Source organism: Providencia alcalifaciens (genome assembly GCF_915403165.1).
GTDB lineage: Bacteria > Pseudomonadota > Gammaproteobacteria > Enterobacterales > Enterobacteriaceae > Providencia > Providencia alcalifaciens_C.
Map to the genome: position 1 here is coordinate 408,805 of NZ_OU659204.1, position 22,705 is coordinate 431,509.

The window sequence follows — 22,705 nt, forward strand, 5'->3', positions numbered from 1 at the left end:
GGTCTGATTTTCAGTCTTCCGGCCGATGTAAGTACTGGGATTTGGCGAGAGTGACTTGACCTCTCGCCCAATAGGTCTAACTCCGACAGGAGCATTTTGTGAAAGACTTAATAAAATTTCTGAAAGCGCAAACCAAGACCGAAGAGTTTGATGCGATCAAAATTGCTCTGGCATCACCTGACATGATCCGTTCATGGTCATTCGGTGAAGTTAAAAAGCCAGAAACCATTAACTACCGTACGTTCAAACCTGAGCGTGACGGACTTTTCTGTGCGCGTATTTTTGGGCCAGTAAAAGACTACGAATGTCTGTGCGGTAAGTACAAGCGTTTAAAACACCGTGGTGTGATTTGTGAGAAGTGTGGCGTTGAAGTTACACAAACTAAAGTGCGTCGTGAGCGTATGGGTCATATTGAACTCGCGTCTCCAACTGCGCATATTTGGTTCTTAAAATCACTGCCATCCCGTATCGGTTTGCTGCTCGATATGCCACTGCGCGATATCGAACGCGTTCTGTATTTTGAATCTTATGTTGTTGTTGAAGGGGGTATGACCAGCCTTGAACGTGCACAGATTCTGACAGAAGAGCAATACTTAGATGCGCTGGAAGAATTCGGTGACGAATTTGACGCGAAAATGGGTGCGGAAGCAATCCAAGGTCTGCTGAAAAACCTCGATCTTGAGAACGAGTGCCAAACGCTGCGTGAAGAGTTAAACGAAACTAACTCAGAAACCAAGCGTAAAAAGCTGACTAAGCGTATCAAACTGTTAGAAGCGTTTATTCAATCTGGTAACAAACCAGAGTGGATGATCCTGAACGTTCTGCCAGTTCTGCCACCTGATCTGCGTCCATTAGTACCACTGGATGGTGGTCGTTTCGCTACATCGGATCTGAACGATCTGTATCGTCGCGTAATCAACCGTAACAACCGTCTGAAACGTCTTCTGGATCTGGCTGCGCCAGACATCATCGTACGTAACGAAAAACGTATGCTGCAAGAAGCGGTTGATGCACTGTTAGATAACGGTCGTCGTGGTCGCGCAATCACAGGTTCTAACAAACGTCCTCTGAAATCTTTGGCTGATATGATCAAAGGTAAACAAGGTCGTTTCCGTCAGAACTTACTTGGTAAGCGTGTTGACTACTCAGGTCGTTCTGTAATCACCGTAGGTCCATACCTGCGTCTGCATCAGTGCGGTCTGCCTAAGAAAATGGCGCTTGAGTTATTCAAACCATTTATCTACGGCAAATTAGAATTACGTGGTCTGGCAACAACCATTAAAGCTGCGAAGAAAATGGTTGAGCGCGAAGAAGCGGTTGTTTGGGATATCTTGGATGAAGTTATCCGCGAACACCCAGTTATGCTGAACCGTGCACCAACACTTCACCGTCTGGGTATCCAAGCGTTCGAACCAATTCTGATCGAAGGTAAAGCTATCCAATTGCACCCACTCGTTTGTGCGGCATATAACGCCGACTTCGATGGTGACCAAATGGCGGTACACGTTCCTCTGACTCTGGAAGCTCAGTTAGAAGCGCGTGCGTTGATGATGTCAACCAACAACATCCTGTCTCCGGCAAGTGGTGAGCCTATCATCGTTCCTTCTCAGGACGTTGTATTAGGTATCTACTACATGACGCGCGACTGCGTAAACGCGAAAGGCGAGGGCATGGTTTTAGCCGGTCCTAAAGAAGCTGAGCGTGTTTACCGTTCTGGCCATGCTTCACTGCATGCCCGCGTTAAAGTTCGTATCACTGAAGAAGTGAAAGACAGCGAAGGTAACATTACGATTAACACTGGTTTAGTTGATACCACTGTTGGCCGTGCAATTTTATGGATGATCGTACCGAAAGGTCTGCCTTACTCGCTGGTTAACCAAGCGTTAGGTAAGAAAGCTATCTCCAAAATGCTGAACACCTGTTACCGCGTACTGGGTCTGAAACCTACTGTTATTTTTGCTGACCAAATCATGTATACCGGTTTTGCCTATGCGGCACGTTCTGGTGCATCGGTTGGTATCGACGATATGGTTATTCCAGAGAAAAAAGCTGGGATCATCGCCGAAGCAGAAGCAGAAGTTGCAGAAATTCAGGAACAGTTCCAGTCTGGTCTGGTTACAGCAGGCGAACGTTACAACAAAGTTATCGATATCTGGGCAGCGGCAAACGAACGTGTTGCTAAAGCGATGATGGAAAACTTGTCTACTGAAGCAGTCATTAACCGTGATGGCGAAGAAGAACAACAAGTTTCCTTCAACAGTATCTTTATGATGGCCGACTCCGGTGCTCGTGGTTCTGCAGCGCAGATTCGTCAGCTGGCCGGTATGCGTGGTCTGATGGCTAAGCCAGATGGCTCCATCATCGAAACGCCAATCACGGCAAACTTCCGTGAAGGTCTGAACGTTCTCCAGTACTTTATTTCTACCCACGGTGCTCGTAAAGGTCTTGCGGATACCGCATTGAAAACTGCGAACTCCGGTTATCTGACTCGTCGTTTAGTTGACGTTGCTCAGGACTTGGTTGTCACTGAAGATGACTGTGGTACTCACGAAGGTATCCTGATGACTCCGGTTATCGAGGGTGGCGACGTTAAAGAACCACTGCGTGAACGTGTACTTGGACGTGTAACTGCAGAAGATATCCTGATCCCAGGTACTGCAGATATTCTGGTTCCACGTAATACACTGTTACACGAAAAACTGTGTGACCTGTTAGAAGCTAACTCTGTTGACAGCGTGAAAGTACGTTCCGTAGTAAGTTGTGAAACTGACTTCGGTGTGTGTGCTCACTGTTATGGTCGTGACCTTGCTCGTGGTCATATCATCAACAAAGGTGAAGCTATCGGTGTTATCGCGGCACAGTCAATCGGTGAGCCGGGTACACAGCTGACGATGCGTACGTTCCACATCGGTGGTGCGGCATCTCGTGCGGCAGCAGAATCTAGCATCCAAGTTCGTAACACAGGTACGTTGAAACTGTTCAACGCGAAATATGTTACTAACTCAGAAGGCAAGCTGGTAATTACTTCTCGTAATACAGAACTGCGTCTGATCGACGAATTCGGTCGTACTAAAGAGAGCTATAAAGTTCCTTACGGTGCGCACTTAACGAAAGGTGATGGTGCAGCAGTGATCGGCGGTGAAACCGTTGCAAACTGGGATCCACACACCATGCCAGTTGTCAGTGAAGTATCTGGTATCATCAGCTTCTCCGACATGCTTGAAGGTCTGTCAATGACTCGTCAAACTGATGAGTTAACGGGTCTATCTTCAATCGTTGTTATGGATACTGCTGAGCGTACCAGTGCTGGTAAAGACTTACGTCCTGCACTGCGTGTCATTGATGCGAATGGTAAAGATGTTCTGATCCCTAACACAGACATGCCTGCTCAGTATTTCTTACCGGGTAACGCAATTGTTCAGTTAGATGATGGCATCGCAATCAACGCCGGTGATACTTTAGCGCGTATTCCACAAGAATCCGTGGGTACTAAAGATATCACGGGTGGTCTGCCACGCGTTGCTGACCTGTTCGAAGCTCGTCGTCCGAAAGAGCCTGCGATCCTGGCTGAAATCAGCGGTATTATCTCATTTGGTAAAGAAACCAAAGGGAAACGCCGTCTGGTTATCACTCCATTAGATGGAAGTGAGCCATACGAAGAGATGATCCCTAAATGGCGTCAGCTCAACGTATTCGAAGGTGAAATCGTTGAACGCGGTGACGTCGTTTCTGATGGTCCTGAGTCTCCACATGATATCCTGCGTCTGCGTGGTGTTCATGCTGTGACTCGTTACATCACTAACGAAGTTCAGGAAGTTTACCGCTTACAAGGCGTTAAGATTAACGATAAACACATCGAAGTTATCGTTCGTCAGATGCTGCGTAAAGTTACCATCGAAGATGCAGGAAGCTCTGAATTCCTCGAAGGTGAGCAGGTTGAGTACTCTCGCGTTAAAGTATCGAATCGTAAACTGGAAAATGAAGGTAAAATTCCAGCTAACTTTGGTCGTGACCTACTGGGTATTACTAAGGCATCTCTGGCAACAGAATCCTTCATCTCAGCAGCATCGTTCCAAGAAACGACTCGCGTACTGACAGAAGCTGCGGTAGCAGGTAAACGTGATGAACTGCGCGGTCTGAAAGAGAACGTTATTGTTGGACGTCTGATCCCAGCGGGTACCGGTTTCGCGTATCACCAAGATCGTATCCGTCGTCGTCATCTGAGCGAAGCTGTGGAAGCTCCACAAGTCAGCGCAGATGAAGCAACAGCGAACTTAGCTGAACTGTTAAATGCAGGTTTTAGCAGTGACAACAATTAAGATCCATTAAATTTTAATTGTTTGAAACAAAAACCGATGCCGTAATAAGCATCGGTTTTTTTATAACTAAAAATCACAACAAAGAGATTATTTTTTAATGGTTGTCAGAATATCGACGTGAGGATAAGAAATATAATTTTGTAAATGGTCCAAATGCTTTAATGGTGGCGGAATCAATATTTCTTTTTTGGCTTCATCCAATCCAGCACTTCTAAATATTTTATTCAAAGTCTCAGTAAACCAGTAACAGATAGGAAAGCTTTTCTCTTCTGGAAAATGTCCTAACTGAATTCGGGTTATACTGCCATCCTTTCTTGGTGATTCATCGAATAGGTTGAAACCATAAGGTTGATAAAAATTAGGCGTATTATTCAATTCTGTATTTAAAACCAATGTAATTAATTTTCCTCCGCACTTAAGTAAACTTGAAATATGAAAGATCATTGATTCTAATTCGTAACGATCTTTCATACATACCATTGGATAAATAGCAATCACAACATCAAAATATTGCTGATAACATAAAGGAATATAAGAAAGATATTCAATGTCTAAAGGGGCATTTTTCTCCTGTTGACGCGCATAGTTAAGCATTCCCTTTGATATATCATAGCCCATCACTTCTTTGGCTCCCATCGCCTTGAATTCTCTAGATAAACTACCTGGCCCACAACCGAAATCAAGTACGGTACGCCCCGTTAAATTACCAAGTAAATTCTTTATTGTTGGGATTTCTAAATATTGACGATATGGCCAATGTAATGATTGATGATAGAACTCTGGTAAATCATCAAAAGGGGAATCAGGTAGCGTATTTAAGTTTTCTATTGATTCTTTTTCATTGAGTAATTGATATTTTCTAAGCATAAAAACCTCTTTCTTATCGAATGAAATAATGATTTTTTTAGTGTAACAGTCATTTTTGATCTATTTTTAATCTTTAAAATAAGGTCTTAATAAAAAAGATTTGTAATATAAATTAATTTATCGTGACTGAGTTTATTTCTATATTTTTGAAAATCATGGGGTTAATTAGAGTGATTTTTAGGTGTGATAATTATTAAGTGTTATGTTTGTGATATTTATTATTGTGTCAATCTGAATGTAAATAAAGGAATAATGGCGTCCATGATATAAATTATATTTAGGATGGGAGCTGCAATATTATTTATTAAAAGATGAAAATAAACGAATTAAATTCATTCAGTTAATAGGAATATACACATGAAAAAAAATACAGAAAATAATGAAGTTGAAAATAATAACACTGAAAATGATAATAATAAGACATCTAGCAGTACGATGCAGAATATGACTTCACTTGGGGTGCCAAGTATTATGGTTAACCAAACCTCTCAGCTGGTGACTGGTACGGGAGATATCGCTTTAGACTTAGTTGTGGTGATTGACACTAGCGGCTCCATGTCTGATGAGTCCACTGATTTAAGCCAACAAATAGATGCGGCTATTGAAAAAGCGGCAGCAAATTGCCCATCCCATTTAAGGGCGACATTTTTAGGTATCCAAGGCGTTTGGACGGGAACTAAGTTTGATCAATCAGTGAGTGATTATTTAATCTTAAAAGGGGTAAACGAAAGCAACCTACAAGCGCGGCCACCTTTTAAAGAGGCTGATGGTATTGACCATGCAGGTAATAAAGAAGATCTCTGTCGTGCCGTCATTGATGTGAGTAAATACTTTGATTGGCGTGACGGTGCTCGTCGCGCCATTTTTGTCTTAGGTGATGAAGGCATGGAGGGGGGCGGTGGTCGACTTACCAGTGCAGCAATAGCTAAAAACAATGAAGCAATTGAGGTTGCTCAACATGCCCATGTCAAAGTGTATACCTACCAAGGTACACCTGATGATACGCCAACCAACCTCGACCGTTTCCCAAGCTTAGCGGATAGAGACAGAGTAACAAAAGAATATGCTCGTTTAGCGGAACAAACTGGGGGGCGTGCGTATATTTACACCACGGGAATTGCGAATTTCAGCTTAGTGTTAGAAGAAATTCTCTGTGACAGTCTTATCCCTCCTACTATCCCAAACCCAGAGCGTTCAGACTGTGCGAATGTCTGTGACCAACTGCCGACTATCTTAGGAACGGTGAATACGCTAGCTGAAATTATCAATAAGGCGATAGATGCTTGTTGTGGTAACGAGAGTCATCATAGTCACCATCCGCACCACCATTCAGGCTGTCAGTGTCAAAAATAATAATCAAAAGGCCTGCAATTGCAGGCCTAATACTACGATGAGTCAAATGAATATTTGTGAGAAAGCTTTTATAAATTGGGATTACTGACTGGTATCTATGATAAAAAATGAATAAAGTACCTCGCTAATATACCGCTCATAACGTTAGTCATAGGTAACAGAGGATAATATTTTGGCTCCTATCACCGAAGAAAAACATGATGGACAAACTCTGCTAGTCAGTAGCTCACGGCTAAATGATGGAACATCTATTATGTTTTATCGAATCGGAACAGATAAGCCTGAGTATGAAATTGAAATATATAGCCATGCTAGTCGTTCCAGCTCAGAAGATATTATATGGCTAGATTATGATGCAGAGTATGGCTGTGGTGATGTCCACTCAGACACTTTTCTCAAAATAGATGATGAGGCAGAAGAAGAATTATCTTGTCACTGCTATTACAGCGGAGATAGCATCATTTTGCATGCTCAGCTCCCGATTAATACTCTTCGGCTTATCCAGGCATCGAATAGATTGCAATTACGGCTATCTATTGCAGGATTGGTCATCAATCACGGAAATCACACAATACTACTCTCCGACAGGATAATAAGTGAGTGGAAACAGATTATTGTTCTTCAATAGGATAAGGCCCTCAATGAATTCCATTGGGGCCTTATTTGTGGTGTACAGATTAAACGCTATGGATATATATCAGAGTACGATTTAGTAGAAGATACCGATAATCGCACAGTGGGCAACAAACCCAACCATCAACGGTATGGCGGTTCGTTTCACCACATCGAACGGCTGAAGTTTCGCGCCACTGGAGACGGCAATTATCACCCCCGAAACCGGAGACATACCACGCCCCATATGAGAAGCCTGCTGCATTGGTAGGATCATGGCAATTGGGTTAACACCCATACTGTGTGCAATTTGTGGGATTAACTCCACGAATGCTAAGAATGGTGCGTTACCTGAACCCATAATGATTGCGGCGGCTAAGGTGACTAATGCAAACACAATCGCCATCGCAAATGGTGGTAAACCGACGGATTCTGCACCAAGGATTAATTGGTCGATGGCACCACTGACTTTGATCCCGTGAGCAAACACACCCGCAGCGACTAACAGCCCGACTACGTTACTAAACGCATGCCCCATCCCATTTAAGAAGGTTTGGAACCCATTGCACACTTGCTTGAAGTTACGCACTCGCACGGTTTCCAGCACCATACAAATCGCCATAGCAATCAGTACGATGGTCACAACGTCGAGGTGAATTCCCTCAAAAAACAGGTTGGAAGAGCCGACCGCCATAATGATGGGCAGCATCGGTAAAATCGCATAATAACCCGGAACCGATTTAGCGACTTTTTCCTTATCATGAGATTGAACGGCTTTACCGATTTCAGGTACGAAACCCTGTTTACGGTCACAATGACGTTGCCAGAAAATATGGGTGATACCGACCACCAGCACAGTGGCTAATGCCGCAGGCCCTTGGTAGTAAAGCACGTATTCAACCACGGACATATCAACGGCTTTCGCACCACGGATAGCATCAATCGCGGTTGGTGTATAAGCAACCCCAAGGGATGTTGCGATAACCCCAGCAGCAGACGCAGGGGAGAGCCCTAAACCAATCATAATTGGGAACATCGTACCCATTAACAGCACCGCTAAGCCTGTCGCTGACGGAATAGCTAACTGTAAGATGCTCGCTAACAAGAATGAGAAAAATAGCAGCACATAAGGTGAGCGCATATTTTTCAGCGGTTTAGTGGCAACACGAACAACGGCTTCGTTCGCACCAATATGATCCATGTAGTGTGCAAATCCCATCAGCGCCATAATCATCAGACCAAGATCTGCGGCACGGCTACTAAATAGGTCACGCATCACTTCGAATGGGTCAAGCCAAGTGATACCGGTGGTTGCTACGCTTTTTGGTAGAATTGGACCCCAGCCAAGAGCGAGGGTACAGATCATCAAGACTAAACCTGCAATTAACAAGACAGGTTCAGCTTTGTAGCCTTTCAAAATAAAGCGAGCAACCAAAACAACGACAATCAGAACCGTTAGAATTGGGATCATGCATTAGCTCCTGGCTTGAAACGCTCTGCGGTGATTTGCACTACTTGCTTCAGAACATCACTTGCGGCATACAGGGATTTCACAGGTAGATATTCATAAATCGAGTGGAAGTTATGAGCACCCGTGAAAATGTTCGGGCAAGGAAGTCCGTTTTGTGAAAGAGCCGCACCATCATAGCCTCCACGCATTGGGATAACTTTTGGTGTGATCCCACAAGCTTCATAAGCTGCGTGAGCAATATCGATTGGATAACGGTTTTCACCTTGTAGGCTGTTGTACACGTTTGAGTAACGGTCAGCTAAGGTACAGGTTACGCTTTCTGGTCCCCACAGGTCTTCACAGTGACCCGCTAATTTTTTCAGGAATGCCATACGAGTGCGGTAGCCCTCTTCGGTAAAGTCACGCACATCCATTTTCAGGACAGTGCGAGCACTGTTACCGGACATCTGCTTAACCCAGTAATAACCTTCACGGTTTTCGGTATATTCAGGCGCTTCGCCGCCCGGCAGCATCGCGATAAATTTCTGTGCCATTAGCAGGGAGTTTACCAGTTTGCCTTTCGCGGACATTGGGTGAGCTGATTTACCTGTAAAGACGATTTCCACATCCCCCGCGTTCCAGTTTTCATACACCAACTCGCCAATACCGCAGCAGTCTAAGGTGTAGGCAAAATCAGCACCAAACTCTTTCACATCAAATACTTTTGCACCGCGCAGACCTTGTTCTTCATCAGGAACGAAGCCCACTTTGATGTCCCCGTGTTTGATATCTGGGTTTTGTTTAAAGTACTGCAACATATCCATAATCGAGGCGATAGCTGCTTTATCATCGGCACCTAATAGGCTGGTACCGTCGGTGACAATGATGTCATCACCAAGGTAGTTTTCTAATTCTGGGAACTCACTTTTACGTAGGTAAATGTTGAGTTCTTTATTCATGCAAATATCTTCGCCGTTATAAGGCAAAATTTGTGCTTTGGTGTCGTTAGTCTGCTCTGCGCTAGTATCTAAGTGACCAAAGAATGCCACCGTTGGCACTTGATAATCGAGGTTAGAAGGCAGCGTTGCGGTAACGATGGCCGTATCACGCAGTTTGATGTCCTGTAAGCCTAAGCCTTCTAACTCTTGAACTAATTGTTTGGCAAGAACGCGCTGGCCTTCTGATGATGGCATGATGCCCGCTGCGCCTTTTTCCCTATTCGTGGTGGTGTTAATTTTTGTATAAGAAATAAAACGGTCAACAATATTCATTATTCTCATTCTCCAGCATCATGGTGATGCATTATTTTTATACTTTCATTATTGCAATGAAGATAAACGCTACTTCGTTGCAATATTCTTTTATCATGAATAACGATAAAATAAATATCTGACCAGTTATTTTTTTGACTAAAGACACAGAGTGATTAAAAAAGAAGAATAGAAGTAGCAATATTTAATTATTGAATTAGAATGTTTATCACAAAATACTCAGCGGTAAAGTATATCAATCTTATTGATAAGTAATGGCTATTTTTATTTCCATGCCATCTATTATATTTAATTCTAGATATTCATCTTTCCTAACTTAAATTGTTATTTAACGAAGATAATAAAAATTTAAAATTCAGTTATATTATGGTCATAATTTCATTGTAGTTTAAAAAACCATTAAAATAATTTTTAAATATTATTAATATTTTAATTTAATCGGATTAATGAATCATTGTTTCAGTTTTTGTGATCTGACTAATATAATTATTTAAAAATTAAACGTCGTATTTTCCAAGTTCCATTTAATGGGAAATATTCTCTTCAATATTTCCCATTGAAAAATGAACCATTAACGTCCTAAGTAGCCATCCCAATCTTTCCAAACAGGTTGTAACCCGGCTTGTACTAAAGCATGGGCGACTTGCGCTGCACTGCGGTTATCGTGGGGCGAGAATTGCTCTAACTCGGTTTTCGAATCCGCATAGCCTCCTGGCTGAGTTTTAGAGCCAGCACTGACGCTGTTAATCGCCAGTGGTACCACATGATCCCGAAAATAAGGGGATTCTCGGGTGGACAGCGACAATTCCACTGTAGGAGCAAGCAAGCGAAAGGCACAAATTAGCTGAACAAGCTCCGCATCCCCCATCAGCGAGGCGGGTTCGATTCCTCCCGCGCAAGGACGTAAGCGTGGAAATGAAATAGAATAGCGGCTCTGCCAATAGTGTTGCTGCATATACAGAAGATGCTCTGCCACCATGTAACAATCCGTTCGCCAGCTACTGGAAAGCCCAATTAATGCCCCCAATCCAATTTTATCAACACCTGCTTGACCAAGGCGCTCTGGCGTTGCTAATCGCCAATGAAAATCCTGTTTTTTGCCTTTTAAATGATGAAGTTGATAAGTTGGCTCATGGTAGGTTTCTTGGTATACCATCACGCCATCTAATCCTAAGGTTTTCAGCTCGCGGTACTCTTCGGTTGATAAAGGCTGAACCTCCATCATAAGAGAACTGAAATAGGAGCGGATCACTGGGATATGGCGGCGAAAATAGTCCATTCCGACTTTGGTTTGATGTTCACCCGTTACCAAGAGCAAACTGTCAAAACCAATTTGGCGGATGGTTTCACATTCACGGACAATCTCTGCATCGTCGAGGGTTTTTCGCTTAATACGGTTGCTCATCGAAAATCCGCAATAGGTACAGTCATTGGCACATAAGTTGGAAAGGTACAGAGGAACATAAAACCCAACAGTATGACCAAAGCGCTGACGTGTTAAGCGCTGTGCCTTTTGCGCCATTGGCTCGATATAATGCCGCGCAGCAGGGGAAAGCAGCGCCATAAAATCATCGAGAGTCAACGTGTCACTCTGTAATGCTTGCTCCACATCTGCGGCGGTTTTGCTGTTGATCTGTAATGTAAGGTTGTCCCAATCTAACTGTTCCCAACGTTCCCGAAAGCTTTCAATCATTGCAGCGCCTCCAAAAATTGAGTCAGAGGGCTAGATGCCTCTGCTCGCTGTTTGGGTGCCGCAAGGCCGCTTTGACGAGCGAGTTGTGCCGCTTCAACCGCCATTTTAAAGGCTTGCGCCATTAATACGGGCTGTTTAGCGACGGCAATGGCGGTATTGACTAGCACCGCATCGGCACCCATCTCAATGGCTTCGGCGGCGTGGCTAGGCGCACCAATTCCAGCATCTACCACCACCGGCACATTGGCTTGTTCGATGATGATTTGCAGCATCTCCTTGGTGACTAAACCTTTATTGGTACCGATAGGTGCGCCCAGAGGCATCACCGCCGCGCAGCCCACTTCTTCTAGTCGCTTACACAAAACAGGATCTGCGCTGCAATAAGGCAATACCACAAATCCTTCTTTGACGAGTTGCTCTGCCGCGAGTAACGTTTCGATAGGGTCTGGTAATAAGTAACGGACATCAGGATGAATTTCGAGTTTTACCCAATGAGTGCCGAGGGCTTCACGAGCGAGACGTGCGGCGAAAATAGCTTCTTGGGCATTCTTAGCCCCGGAAGTGTTGGGAAGCAATTTCACCCCCAGCTCTTGAAGTGGCTGCAAAATACCATCATCTTGCCCACGTAAATTAACGCGCTTCATCGCCATGGTCACCAGCTGGCTGCCCGAGGCTTGGATGGCTTGCTGCATTAATGTTGGATTGGCAAACTTGCCTGTTCCTGTAAATAAACGTGACTGAAAAGTGACATCAGCAATTTTTAACATTATTAACCCCCTGCGATAGCTTGAAACAGCAGAATGTTGTCTTGTTCATTCAGAAAATGGCTCTCCCACTGGCTTTTGGGAATGATCACCTGATTGATAGCCAGTGCTGAGCCGGATGTACTTTGCCCGAGTTGCGTTAATAGCTGGTGGACGGTAATGGGCGGTTCAAGCTCCATCGGCTGGTCATTGATTATGATATGCATGTGGCCTCTCGGCAGACGGGGCACTGTTTTGACCGGGTCAGCTGCAAGGTATTCCATTGCTGCTGCTTTCCATCAAACAGGCGTAGTTTTCCACTTAACGGGGAGGGTAATCCCACCAGCAATTTGATGGCTTCTAATGCTTGTAAAGTACCAATCACACCCACCACAGGGCCTAAAACCCCCGCCGTACGGCAGTTACGTTGAGGCTCTTCTTGGTCGGGATACAAACAGGCGTAGCAGCCCGATTGAAAAGGCGGCTCCAGAACCATCAGTTGCCCGCCAAAGCCAACGGCACTGCCGCTGATGAGCGGGGTATTGCTAAGGACGCATGCGGCATTGACTGCATGGCGAGTGGCCATGTTGTCACAGCAATCAAGCACCAAATCCACCTGTTCCACTAAGGGAAGCAAACTGTCAGCATCAAGCTTTTGTTGGAAAATGCGCGTCTGAGTATGGGGATTAAGCTGCTTTAAACGCGCTGCGGCTAGCTGCGCTTTTGACTGGTTAATATCCTGCGTGTCATACAGTACTTGGCGCTGCAAGTTAGACACATGCAGGTCATCATGATCCGCTATCCATAATTCACCGACACCCGCCCCTGCTAGATACAAACTTGCAGGGGAGCCCAGCCCACCTAAACCGACAATCAGTACCTTGCTCTGTTTGAGTTTTTGTTGCCCTTCAGGGCTGACATCCTCAAGCAGCAATTGGCGGCTATAACGCATAAATTCGAGATCATTGAGCATGGTCGTTTTCCTTTAAGCGAGAGGCCGATTCAACCAGATCCAGCAATGTTTGTGTTGCACTTTGCCAGTCATCGGCTTGGGTGATAGCACTGACAACTGCCACACTGCCGACACCAGTGGCGAGCACGGCAGGGGCTCGTTCAATGGAGATGCCGCCAATTGCGACTGTCGGATAGTCTGGAGTCTCTTCTACCATCTGCTGTAACGCCTCTAAACCTTGCGGCGAGGAGGGCATCTGCTTGGTTTGGGTCGGAAAAATATGCCCAAGGGCGATATAAGATGGACGCACTGTTTTGGCAATCGCGACTTCATCAGGATCGTGGGTGGAGATCCCCAGCCGTAGCCCAGCTTGGTGAATCGCCACCAGATCGGTGGTTTCCAGATCTTCTTGCCCTAAGTGGACGCCATAGGCGTCTAACTCTATGGCTAAACGCCAATAATCATTGATAAATAATCGGGCGTTATGCTGCTTACCAAGGGCTATTGCTTGTTGGATCTGTTCACGGACTTGGTGGTCTTGCTTATCTTTGATGCGCAATTGCAAGGTGGAAACACCTGCATTTAGCAGGCGTTCAATCCATTCAACAGAATCCACAACCGGATACAGACCGAGGCAGTGCTCGGTCGGTGGAAATGGACTATTTGGGAGATTAAGCGTTTTGTTCATCACTCACGACCTCAGCAATCTCAGCCCCATGATAGAGTTCGCTACCGTGAGCACGGAACGCTTCCGACATCTGCTCCATGCCCGCTTCTTTTTGTGCTGCCTCTTTTTGTGCTGCATAGTCACGAACTTCTTGGGAAATCTTCATGGAGCAGAATTTTGGTCCACACATAGAGCAGAAGTGGGCAATTTTCCCTGACGCTTGCGGTAAGGTTTCATCGTGATATTTACGCGCGGTTTCTGGATCGAGGGCAAGGTTAAACTGGTCTTCCCAACGGAACTCAAAACGCGCTTTGGACATGGCGTTATCACGGATTTGCGCCCCCGGATGACCTTTCGCGAGGTCAGCGGCGTGGGCAGCAATCTTGTAGGTGATAAGCCCCTGTTTGACGTCTTCTTTATTTGGCAAACCAAGGTGCTCTTTTGGCGTCACGTAGCACAGCATTGCACAGCCAAACCAGCCAATCATTGCCGCGCCAATGCCGGAAGTGAAGTGGTCATAGCCCGGTGCGATATCGGTGGTTAGAGGGCCTAACGTATAGAATGGGGCTTCGTGGCAGTGCTCTAGCTCTTCGGTCATATTGCGGCGGATCATCTGCATCGGCACATGTCCCGGTCCTTCAATCATCACCTGCACATCGTATTCCCACGCAATTTTGGTCAGCTCGCCTAAAGTATGTAACTCTGAGAATTGCGCTTCATCGTTAGCATCTTGTACGGAGCCTGGGCGTAACCCATCTCCAAGAGACAAGGAAACATCATAAGCGGCACAAATTTCGCAGATTTCACGAAAATGCTCATACAGGAAGTTTTCTTGGTGGTGGGATAAACACCATTTCGCCATGATAGAGCCACCACGAGAGACAATACCGGTTAGTCGTTTAGCGGTCATTGGCACATAGCGCAGTAAAACACCGGCATGGATAGTGAAGTAATCCACCCCTTGCTCGGCTTGCTCTAGCAGAGTATCGCGGAACATTTCCCAAGTGAGGTTTTCAGCAACACCGTTCACTTTTTCGAGGGCTTGGTAGATAGGCACGGTACCAATTGGCACTGGGCTATTACGTAAAATCCATTCGCGGGTTTCGTGAATATAGCGACCCGTGGATAAATCCATCACCGTATCTGCGCCCCAGCGGGTAGACCAAATCAGTTTTTCCACCTCTTCTTCAATGGATGAAGTCACGGAAGAGTTACCAATATTGGCATTCACTTTCACTAAGAAATTGCGTCCGATAATCATCGGCTCAGATTCTGGGTGGTTAATATTGGCAGGGATGATAGCGCGACCCGCCGCCACTTCTTGGCGTACAAATTCCGGCGTAATATTTTCTGGCAAAATAGCGCCGAAGCTTTGCCCTGGATGCTGCTGTCTTAAAACTTCACTGCGAATGCGTTCACGCCCCATATTTTCACGAATGGCGATAAATTCCATTTCAGGGGTCACAATACCTTGGCGAGCATAATGCAACTGAGTGACGCATTTGCCTATTTGCGCTTTCAGTGGTGCAGGGCGGTGATTAAAACGTAAGTGATCTAAGCCTGCATCCGCGAGGCGCTGCTGGGTAAAATTGGAGCTGAGATCCTCGACGGCAACAGTATCAGCACGTTCACTGATCCACGGTGCGCGAATTTTTTTCAATCCTTTGTGAACATTGAGTTCAGAGACAGGGTCGCCGTAAGGGCCTGAAGTGTCATAAACAGGAACGGCTTCGTTATCTTCAAATTTAGGATTATCTTTGTCGCCGCCGATAAGTGTCGGGGAGAGCTGGATTTCACGCATCGGAACTTGGATGTCGTCGCGCGAGCCTTGTAGGTAGATACGTTCAGAGTTAGGGAATGAAACACCGGAAATGGTATTAATAAAGTCTTCTGCGGCGTCACGTTGCTCTTTTCGCGTGCGTGCTGGCGCAGCTTTAGGGGAAATATCGGTACTCGGTATAACTGAATTATTAGCATTATTGGACATAGCAATTTCCTGACATCGTCACAGGCTATACGGCGTAAATCGCCAATAGCGGGTTTATCGAAAGAAAGTTGCTTGTCTGGAGTTCGGAGGAGTAATGGTGTGGCGTTGCGGCTAGTTTTTCGCCAAGAAATGAGCGAAAATTGCGCTGAAGATTACTCTTGTTCCCTTCGCGGGTATTAACCCGATCAGGTTCCGCGGATCCCGAATTAACGGTCTCAGCCTGATGCAAATGCATACTAGGCACTCCGACAAGAGCATTCAGTATAAAGTTTCCCCGTCATTCTTCAAGCGATAAGTGCGTTGGCTTCTCTCGGCCACCCTAGTCACATACTTGTGTATGCTCCTAGGGATATCCTCGCTTGCCGCCTTCTTCTCACTCGAATAATTTAGGGGAAATCAGTGTATTGGGTAAAAATTTAAAAAATAGGAATTAATAATTAAAAATGGGGTTTTACAAACTCCACGAATATTGCGGCCAGTGATTTTCGTTGGCGGCTTGGAGAAGACGCGGGTCGCCGTTGACGATAAATGTCTCATCGGCGAAATGGCACATTGGTAGGTCATTGGCGGAATCGGTGTAGAAATAAATATACGCATCAGTGATTGGCTGGTGGGCGATCCACTGGGTTAAACGCTTAACTTTACCTTCTTTAAAGGTCGGGATACCGTCAATTTCGGTGGTGTAGCAGCCATTTGAATGCTTAATATCAATGCCCATCGTGACATCAGCACCGAGGCGATCCGCTACCTTCTTCACAATAAAAGAGACCGTTGCTGAGATCACAATGATCGGGATCCCTTGCGATCGATATGAGGCAACGGTACTTAATGCGTTAGGGTAAATGCGTGGAATGATAATGGTATCCACAAAATCATCTAACCACTCATCGACTTGCTCAGTTTTAAAGCCGTCAAGGGTCTGCAAACTAAACTTTAAGTAAGTCACCATATCCAAATTGCCCGCATTGTATTGCGCCATCATCTCTTTATCGGCTTCGACAAAACGCGGGTCGGTAATGATCTTTTTATCCCACAGATATTGCGTCCAAAGTACGCTGCTATCGCCACGGATCAGGGTGTCATCGAGATCAAAAATCGCTAATTTGGTTTGTGTAGATAGGTTTTGCATGGGGTTCCTTTCGCTGGCTAGCTTATCGTTGGCTAGCTTAGAGCACGAATTTCATTTTTATTAAACATTAACTCAAGGCGTGTGCCCGGCTCAAATAAACGTTCGGATGAGCGGTTGAGCAAGTCTACGGTCATATCCCCCGCAGGCGTGTTTACGCTATAGCGAATGATATTCCCTAAAAGCTGGTGGTCAAGGATCACGGCATCCACTGGCGCTGAAATATGGTTGCCATACTGGCGTCCCATCTCACGAACATAAATAGATTCTGGGCGAATGGCGAGGGTGCCTTGTAAATTGACGCCTAGCATCCCATTGGCTTTTTCAGCGTCCACCAGATTGTAATGCCCCATAAATCGAGCCACAAATTCAGTGGCAGGCTGAGTATAGATATTTTCCGCGGTATCACTTTGGATAATCGAGCCTTTGTTCATTAAGAAGATGCGGTCAGACATAATCATCGCTTCGTCTTGGTCGTGGGTGACGAAAATGGTGGTGAGCTTCAGCTCTCGCTGGATTTCACGAATTTGCTGGCGTAAGTGCTTACGAATACGGGCATCAAGGGCGGATAACGGCTCATCGAGAAGTAAAATTTGCGGCTTCATCACCAATGCACGGGCAAGGGCGACACGCTGGCGCTGACCACCCGAAAGCTGGTGCGGGTATTGGTGCTCTTTGCCTTGTAATTCCACCATCTCAATGACTTCTGCCACAGCTTTATCACACTCAGCGGCGGGCATCTTGCGCATTTTCAACCCAAACGCGATGTTTTCAGCCACGGTCATATTTGGGAATAAGGCGTAGCTTTGAAATACCATGCCCACGCCGCGCTGTTGAGCTGGTTGTTGGGTGATATTCTGGCGGTTGATATACAGCTCCCCGCTGTCAGGTTGCTCAAGCCCAGCGATACAGCGCAGTAAAGTGGATTTCCCACAGCCGCTTGGCCCCAGTAGAGTAATAAATTCCCCTTGCTCAATCGTAAACTGGATATCGGAGAATACTTGGTTCGGACCAAAGGATTTTGTTAGGTTTTCAGCAATAACGTAGCTCATCGTTCATTTCCCTCACGATTCAAGCGCGTTGCTAACCAAGTCAGCAGCAACGTAAATAGGAAGTAAGACATCACTAGCGCAGAGGTAAAGTGTCCGCTAGTTTGACGCATATTAAATAGATAGATCTGCAAGGTTTCGAAGCGGGTTCCCACTAAGATATTGGCGAATACGAATTCTCCCATTAAGAATGAGAAGGAAATTAGTAAGGAGACCAACAATCCTTTACGGATATTTGGCAGCACTATCATTAAAAAAGCTTTAAAGGTGCTGGCACCGAGTAAGTGAGCGGCATCCATTAAGTCATGCAGATTGATCCCTTGAAAGCTGTTCGCCAGTGCGCGGTACATAAACGGCAATGTGATAGTGAAGTAGGTGCCAATTAAGATCCACGGAGTACCGACCAGCATAAATGGCTCATCCGCAAAGATTTGCAGTAAACCGACTGAAGAAACCACAGGTGGGATCGCAAAGGGGAGAATAATCAATAAATCCATCAACCCTTTGAGCTTTGGAAAGCGGTAAAAAACGGCAAAAGTCATTGGCAAAATGACCAGTACGCTGATCAGTAATGTGCCAAAGCAGATCAATAATGATCGTCCAAATGCCATCAAAAAGCGCGGATCTTGCCACAGTTGCAGATACCATTTGATGGATAGGGCATCAGGCATAATCGTCGCGCCCCATGAGCTCGAAATGGAGTAAATAAAGGTGGCGATAATTGGCAGTGCAAGGATAGCGGCAACGGTGCCGAGAACTATTTTATGAAACAGTAAACTCGGGGCTTTTGAGCGACGAATATTAGGATTTAGCATGGTAGCTCCGCTTTAATAGCCAGTGGTGGATGGCGGTGATAAACCCGAGGATCGCAATCAGCGCCACGGACAGCGCGGCTGCCATATTTGGCTCTAAGAACAGGTCGCCAGAGACAAGGCTGGCAATGCGGATCGTCACTAAGTTGTAGTTTCCACTGGTGAGCGCATAAGTACTGGCATAAGCGCCAACAGCATTGGCAACCAAGATAATAAATGTGCCTAACAGTGCAGGGGAAATGACTGGAATGCCCACTTTCAGCCAATAAGTTAATTTGCTGGCACCCATGGTTTTTGCCGCATCTTCCCATTCAGGTTTGAGCGCATCGAATGCAGGATAAAGCAGTAAAATACCGAGTGGGATTTGGAAGTAGATATAGAGCAGCATCAAGCCACTGGCGCTATAAATATTAAAATCATCAATCCACCCCCACGCTTTAAGTTGTAGGGTAATTGCCCCGTTAAAACCTAAGATAATAATAAAGGCGAAAGCTAATGGCACGCCGCTGAAGTTGCTTGCCATGGTGGTAAACGAAATCATGAAATTGCGTACTTTGCCTTGCATCTTATAAATAGAGAATGCCGTTACGCAGGCGATCAGCAAACCAACCACGCTACAAATGAGCGATAGCCATAGGGTGTTTTGAAACGCTTGCAGATAGAAATCGTTGGTGAAGATCTCGACGTAATTCTCAAAAGACCACGCTTCTTCGTAGACAAAACTGTTGAAGAGCACCCATATCATCGGGGCGATTTGAAACAGGCAAAACAGCACAATAAACGGCACGATTAACAGTGCGGCGCGCCAGTGAAAACGCACAAATGGTTTTTTAGTCATTATGGTGCCCTCCGTTTTTGGATGGGGCTGTGCGCAGTCGGCGGGAATGTCAGCCATGAGTAACCTCGGCGAGTAAGTCATCACAAACAGTTTTGTTTGGATGGGGAACATCAAGTAGCTGGCAAACGGTGCCACAAATCGCCGTTTGTTCCATCGGAACGTCTGGGCGATGAGAGAATGCGCTCCCGATAGTAAACAGCGGAACCGTACACTCCTCCGGTAAAATTCCGCCGTGGCTACGGTCGTTATTCATGCCGTGATCGCTGGTGATGATGATTTGGTAGCCTTGTTCTATCCACATTGGTAGATAGTTGGATAAATAAATGTCGGCTTTACGGGTCGCATTGCGATACTGGGGAGAATCAAAACCAAACTTATGCCCCGTATCATCGATATTCATGGGGTGGATCAGCAAAAAATCGGGATCGTGCTGGGTGCGTAGATATTCCGCATCCATAAACAAGTGGTCATCAGGGTAGTGGTCTGCTTGGTAAAAGCAGCCATGCTGAATAGGTAACTGTTTATCATGGGTAAATCGGTCACGGTTCGCCTCGAATGGCGCGCGGTTATACAGCTCACTGACCCAATAGTATGCTGCCGCTGCTGTCGTTTTTCCGGCTTGGTGAGCCAGTGAAAAGAGGCTCTCGAAGTGAGAAAGTCGCACCACATCGTTATTGACGATGCCACTTTGAACCGGAGGAATGCCCGTCAAAATGCATTCGTACAGTGGGCGAGACATGGATGGGAGCTCACACTCCATTTTATAAAGTGTTGCTCTATCGGCTTTGATAAGACCATTGAGATAGCCCATACATTGATGGGCTACTGAATAACTTAAACCGTCAAGAACAACAAGTATGACTTTTTCAGACATCAGACTGTTGATTCCTAATTGCGATTATTGCTGGTGAATTAATACTTGCTGCTGCCACATTTTTGGTAAGTTGCGTGATGACTTTTCCCAGCCTTGCGCATCTTTAATCGGGTGGACATTTTTGTATTGGTCATCTGGCAGTAATTTGGCTTGGATATCCGCAGGCAGTGTCAGGTATTGAGCACGAATCGGGCGCGCATAACCTTCTGCAAGGTTAATTTGACCTTTATCACTGAAGATAAACTCACGGGCTAATTTCGCAGCATTTGGGTTCTTGGCGAATTTATTGATGATGGTGGTGTAACCGGAGATAACGCTGCCATCGGATGGGATAACCACGATAAAGCGGTCACGGTTGATTTGGTCACGGTAGTTCAGTGCGTTGAAGTCCCACAAAATGCCCACTTCCACTTCACCTTTTTCGATGTTGGCAACAGTTGGGTCATTGACGGATAAACGTTTCTGTTTCGCTAATTCACCAAAGAATTCAATGGCAGGCGTTAGGTTATTTTCATCACCACCACGGGCAAAGGCGGCAGCCAGTACGGCGTTGTTGGCTTGTGCGGCAATACCGACATCCCCAACGGTGACTTTGTATTTTCCTTTAAGTAAATCATCCCAGCTTTTTGGTGTGTCTTTGACTAAGTCTTTATTGATCATAAACGCGATAGTACCGGTGTAAGCCAACGCCCAGTGACCGTCTTTATCTTTTGCCCAATCAGGCACTTGTGACCAAGTGGTCGGTTTGTACGGCTGAGTCACGCCTTTTTGCACAGCAACAGGGCCAAATGACGCGCCGACATCACCGATATCTGCGGTGGCGTTATTTTTTTCAGCAGCAAATTTTGCAATTTCCTGTGCAGAGCTCATGTCTGTATCTTGATGCTTTAAACCGTATTCTGTCGATAAATCCTGCCATGTGCCTTTCCAGTTCGCCCATGTGTCAGGCATCCCGACGCTATAAACTTGGCCTTCTTTCTTTGCAGCTTCGATAAGTTGGGTTAAATCGCTGTCAGCCGCAAATGCCATTTGAGAAGCGCTGAGTGACAGTAAAATTGCAGGTACGATAGCTTTCATCTTGTTTCTCTCTATAAGAGTCGCCGTATTGGTTAGTTGGCATGCTAATTATTCGAGATGACAATGAATTGACAGTTGTGTGACACTTTTTAGATGCTGTGACTTTTAAATGTCTAAAAAGTGTCAAAATCGTGAAAGGGTAGTGACGAATCAAACGGTTGTATGACAATCTATAAAACAAGCGTATCTTTAACCGCAACTCAGCATGCTGAAATAGAGAAACAGAATGAATAAACACACATTAGCAGGAACCGAAAGCGGCTGGTGGTTTGTCTGCTTTGCGGGGCGGTTGTGGTTGCCCCAAGGTGATGTACCTAAAGGTGCTGCACAGCAGTTTGGATTAACGGGAAAACTAGCAACTCCGATCGGTGAGTGGCAAGGGGAAATTGTCTGGCTGATTGCTGAAAAAATGCCATCAGATATGGCTTCGCCTCGCGTGGTCGCTTCTCAAGATGAAGGCCTCTTTCGTTTAGCAGGACGGGGCGTTCAACTCGCGGAATTTTATCGCTCGCACCGCTACTGTGGCTATTGTGGAACGGCGATGCGCCACAGTTCAACGGAATGGGCATGTCTGTGCGACCACTGCCATGAGCGTTATTATCCACAAATTGCCCCTTGCATTATCGTTGGTATTCGCCGCGATGATCATATTTTGCTAGCACAGCATCGTCGCCATTCACAAAATCCGCTGTTCACGGTGCTGGCAGGGTTTGTGGAAGTGGGGGAAACCTTAGAAGAGGCAGTGGCTCGCGAAGTGATGGAAGAGAGCCATATAAAAGTGCGTAATATTCGTTATGTCTCTTCCCAGCCTTGGCCATTTCCGCACTCGCTGATGATGGGCTTTTTAGCTGATTATGATAGTGGGGATATTCAAGTGGATCCTAAAGAGTTAGTGAGCGCTAACTGGTATCACTATAATTCCCTGCCGCTGATCCCGCCGGGAGACACGATTGCTCGGCGATTAATTGAAGATAGTGTGGTGCTATGTCGTCAATTTGATGAAGATAACCACTAA

The 22,705-nt window shown here is 45.7% G+C and carries 19 protein-coding genes and 1 riboswitch; of the genes, 4 read left to right on the forward strand and 15 right to left on the reverse strand.

The window, feature by feature from the left end:
- Positions 1 to 98 precede the first annotated feature (98 nt).
- Positions 99 to 4,319 carry a DNA-directed RNA polymerase subunit beta' gene (rpoC, locus tag LDO73_RS01820; RefSeq protein WP_224059934.1) on the forward strand — a complete coding sequence of 1,407 codons (4,221 nt, stop codon included), beginning with the start codon at positions 99 to 101 and terminating at the stop codon, positions 4,317 to 4,319.
- Positions 4,320 to 4,406: 87 nt separating this feature from the next.
- On the opposite strand, the gene LDO73_RS01825 is transcribed toward rpoC, so the two are convergent.
- A complete protein-coding gene (locus tag LDO73_RS01825; protein ID WP_224059935.1) occupies positions 4,407 to 5,186 on the reverse strand; it encodes a class I SAM-dependent methyltransferase in 780 nt (259 codons plus the stop codon).
- 357 nt (positions 5,187 to 5,543) lie between these two features.
- On the opposite strand from LDO73_RS01825, the gene LDO73_RS01830 reads away from it, so the two are divergent.
- Together LDO73_RS01830 and LDO73_RS01835 are read left to right on the forward strand one after the other, a co-directional pair.
- On the forward strand, positions 5,544 to 6,539 hold the full coding sequence (locus tag LDO73_RS01830) for a VWA domain-containing protein (protein WP_423810866.1): 996 nt from the start codon (positions 5,544 to 5,546) through the stop codon (positions 6,537 to 6,539).
- Between the two features lie 172 nt (positions 6,540 to 6,711).
- Entirely contained in the window at positions 6,712 to 7,167 is a 456-nt protein-coding gene (locus LDO73_RS01835) for a hypothetical protein (protein ID WP_224059936.1), read from the forward strand.
- Between the two features lie 81 nt (positions 7,168 to 7,248).
- On the opposite strand, the gene dcuC is transcribed toward LDO73_RS01835, so the two are convergent.
- The 14 genes from dcuC to LDO73_RS01905 form a co-directional block, all read right to left on the reverse strand.
- Positions 7,249 to 8,622 (reverse strand): C4-dicarboxylate transporter DcuC, encoded by a 1,374-nt coding sequence (gene dcuC, locus LDO73_RS01840; RefSeq protein WP_224059937.1) that lies wholly within the window; start codon positions 8,620 to 8,622, stop codon positions 7,249 to 7,251.
- Positions 8,619 to 9,872 (reverse strand): peptidase T, encoded by a 1,254-nt coding sequence (gene pepT / locus LDO73_RS01845; protein WP_224059938.1) that lies wholly within the window; start codon positions 9,870 to 9,872, stop codon positions 8,619 to 8,621. Before pepT ends, dcuC begins: the two co-directional genes overlap by 4 nt.
- A 571-nt stretch (positions 9,873 to 10,443) precedes the next feature.
- Positions 10,444 to 11,565, reverse strand: a complete 1,122-nt coding sequence (gene thiH / locus LDO73_RS01850) for a 2-iminoacetate synthase ThiH (protein ID WP_154626059.1) — start codon at positions 11,563 to 11,565, stop codon at positions 10,444 to 10,446.
- Positions 11,562 to 12,332: a thiazole synthase gene (locus tag LDO73_RS01855; protein ID WP_181478648.1), complete on the reverse strand. Its 771-nt coding sequence runs from the start codon at positions 12,330 to 12,332 to the stop codon at positions 11,562 to 11,564. The genes thiH and LDO73_RS01855 overlap by 4 nt, the downstream gene beginning before the upstream one ends.
- Positions 12,333 to 12,334: 2 nt before the next feature.
- Positions 12,335 to 12,535 carry a sulfur carrier protein ThiS gene (gene thiS / locus LDO73_RS01860; RefSeq protein ID WP_224059939.1) on the reverse strand — a complete coding sequence of 67 codons (201 nt, stop codon included), beginning with the start codon at positions 12,533 to 12,535 and terminating at the stop codon, positions 12,335 to 12,337.
- Positions 12,523 to 13,281: a HesA/MoeB/ThiF family protein gene (locus LDO73_RS01865; RefSeq protein WP_224059940.1), complete on the reverse strand. Its 759-nt coding sequence runs from the start codon at positions 13,279 to 13,281 to the stop codon at positions 12,523 to 12,525. Before LDO73_RS01865 ends, thiS begins: the two co-directional genes overlap by 13 nt.
- Positions 13,271 to 13,948 (reverse strand): thiamine phosphate synthase, encoded by a 678-nt coding sequence (gene thiE / locus LDO73_RS01870; RefSeq protein WP_224059941.1) that lies wholly within the window; start codon positions 13,946 to 13,948, stop codon positions 13,271 to 13,273. Before thiE ends, LDO73_RS01865 begins: the two co-directional genes overlap by 11 nt.
- Positions 13,932 to 15,914, reverse strand: a complete 1,983-nt coding sequence (gene thiC / locus LDO73_RS01875) for a phosphomethylpyrimidine synthase ThiC (RefSeq protein ID WP_224059942.1) — start codon at positions 15,912 to 15,914, stop codon at positions 13,932 to 13,934. The genes thiE and thiC overlap by 17 nt, the downstream gene beginning before the upstream one ends.
- A gap of 145 nt (positions 15,915 to 16,059) precedes the next feature.
- Positions 16,060 to 16,172: riboswitch (TPP riboswitch) on the reverse strand.
- Positions 16,173 to 16,365: 193 nt separating this feature from the next.
- Positions 16,366 to 17,043, reverse strand: a complete 678-nt coding sequence (locus LDO73_RS01880) for an HAD family hydrolase (RefSeq protein ID WP_224059943.1) — start codon at positions 17,041 to 17,043, stop codon at positions 16,366 to 16,368.
- A 32-nt stretch (positions 17,044 to 17,075) separates the two neighbouring features.
- Complete coding sequence (locus LDO73_RS01885; RefSeq protein WP_224059944.1) at positions 17,076 to 18,092, reverse strand: ABC transporter ATP-binding protein; 1,017 nt, start codon at positions 18,090 to 18,092, stop codon at positions 17,076 to 17,078.
- Positions 18,089 to 18,904 (reverse strand): ABC transporter permease, encoded by an 816-nt coding sequence (locus LDO73_RS01890; RefSeq protein WP_224059945.1) that lies wholly within the window; start codon positions 18,902 to 18,904, stop codon positions 18,089 to 18,091. Before LDO73_RS01890 ends, LDO73_RS01885 begins: the two co-directional genes overlap by 4 nt.
- Positions 18,891 to 19,796 carry an ABC transporter permease gene (locus tag LDO73_RS01895; protein WP_423810867.1) on the reverse strand — a complete coding sequence of 302 codons (906 nt, stop codon included), beginning with the start codon at positions 19,794 to 19,796 and terminating at the stop codon, positions 18,891 to 18,893. Before LDO73_RS01895 ends, LDO73_RS01890 begins: the two co-directional genes overlap by 14 nt.
- Positions 19,789 to 20,613 carry an alkaline phosphatase family protein gene (locus LDO73_RS01900; RefSeq protein ID WP_224059947.1) on the reverse strand — a complete coding sequence of 275 codons (825 nt, stop codon included), beginning with the start codon at positions 20,611 to 20,613 and terminating at the stop codon, positions 19,789 to 19,791. The genes LDO73_RS01895 and LDO73_RS01900 overlap by 8 nt, the downstream gene beginning before the upstream one ends.
- Before the next feature lie 24 nt (positions 20,614 to 20,637).
- Entirely contained in the window at positions 20,638 to 21,690 is a 1,053-nt protein-coding gene (locus tag LDO73_RS01905) for an ABC transporter substrate-binding protein (protein ID WP_224059948.1), read from the reverse strand.
- Between the two features lie 226 nt (positions 21,691 to 21,916).
- Between LDO73_RS01905 and nudC the strand changes: the two genes are divergently transcribed.
- The gene (gene nudC / locus LDO73_RS01910) at positions 21,917 to 22,705 is read left to right on the forward strand and encodes an NAD(+) diphosphatase (RefSeq protein WP_224059949.1); all 789 of its coding nucleotides are present in this window, start codon (positions 21,917 to 21,919) and stop codon (positions 22,703 to 22,705) included.

Coding starts and splice junctions, on each gene's coding strand:
- thiH (WP_154626059.1), bottom strand. CDS start 11,565: ATGATTGAAAGCTTTCGGGAACGTTGGGAACAGTTAGATTGGGACAAC.
- LDO73_RS01855 (WP_181478648.1), bottom strand. CDS start 12,332: ATGTTAAAAATTGCTGATGTCACTTTTCAGTCACGTTTATTTACAGGA.
- thiC (WP_224059942.1), bottom strand. CDS start 15,914: ATGTCCAATAATGCTAATAATTCAGTTATACCGAGTACCGATATTTCC.
- LDO73_RS01885 (WP_224059944.1), bottom strand. CDS start 18,092: ATGAGCTACGTTATTGCTGAAAACCTAACAAAATCCTTTGGTCCGAAC.
- pepT (WP_224059938.1), bottom strand. CDS start 9,872: ATGAATATTGTTGACCGTTTTATTTCTTATACAAAAATTAACACCACC.
- nudC (WP_224059949.1), top strand. CDS start 21,917: ATGAATAAACACACATTAGCAGGAACCGAAAGCGGCTGGTGGTTTGTC.
- thiE (WP_224059941.1), bottom strand. CDS start 13,948: ATGAACAAAACGCTTAATCTCCCAAATAGTCCATTTCCACCGACCGAG.
- LDO73_RS01830 (WP_423810866.1), top strand. CDS start 5,544: ATGAAAAAAAATACAGAAAATAATGAAGTTGAAAATAATAACACTGAA.
- LDO73_RS01905 (WP_224059948.1), bottom strand. CDS start 21,690: ATGAAAGCTATCGTACCTGCAATTTTACTGTCACTCAGCGCTTCTCAA.
- thiS (WP_224059939.1), bottom strand. CDS start 12,535: ATGCATATCATAATCAATGACCAGCCGATGGAGCTTGAACCGCCCATT.
- LDO73_RS01895 (WP_423810867.1), bottom strand. CDS start 19,796: ATGGCTGACATTCCCGCCGACTGCGCACAGCCCCATCCAAAAACGGAG.
- LDO73_RS01900 (WP_224059947.1), bottom strand. CDS start 20,613: ATGTCTGAAAAAGTCATACTTGTTGTTCTTGACGGTTTAAGTTATTCA.
- dcuC (WP_224059937.1), bottom strand. CDS start 8,622: ATGATCCCAATTCTAACGGTTCTGATTGTCGTTGTTTTGGTTGCTCGC.
- LDO73_RS01825 (WP_224059935.1), bottom strand. CDS start 5,186: ATGCTTAGAAAATATCAATTACTCAATGAAAAAGAATCAATAGAAAAC.
- LDO73_RS01890 (WP_224059945.1), bottom strand. CDS start 18,904: ATGCTAAATCCTAATATTCGTCGCTCAAAAGCCCCGAGTTTACTGTTT.
- LDO73_RS01865 (WP_224059940.1), bottom strand. CDS start 13,281: ATGCTCAATGATCTCGAATTTATGCGTTATAGCCGCCAATTGCTGCTT.
- LDO73_RS01880 (WP_224059943.1), bottom strand. CDS start 17,043: ATGCAAAACCTATCTACACAAACCAAATTAGCGATTTTTGATCTCGAT.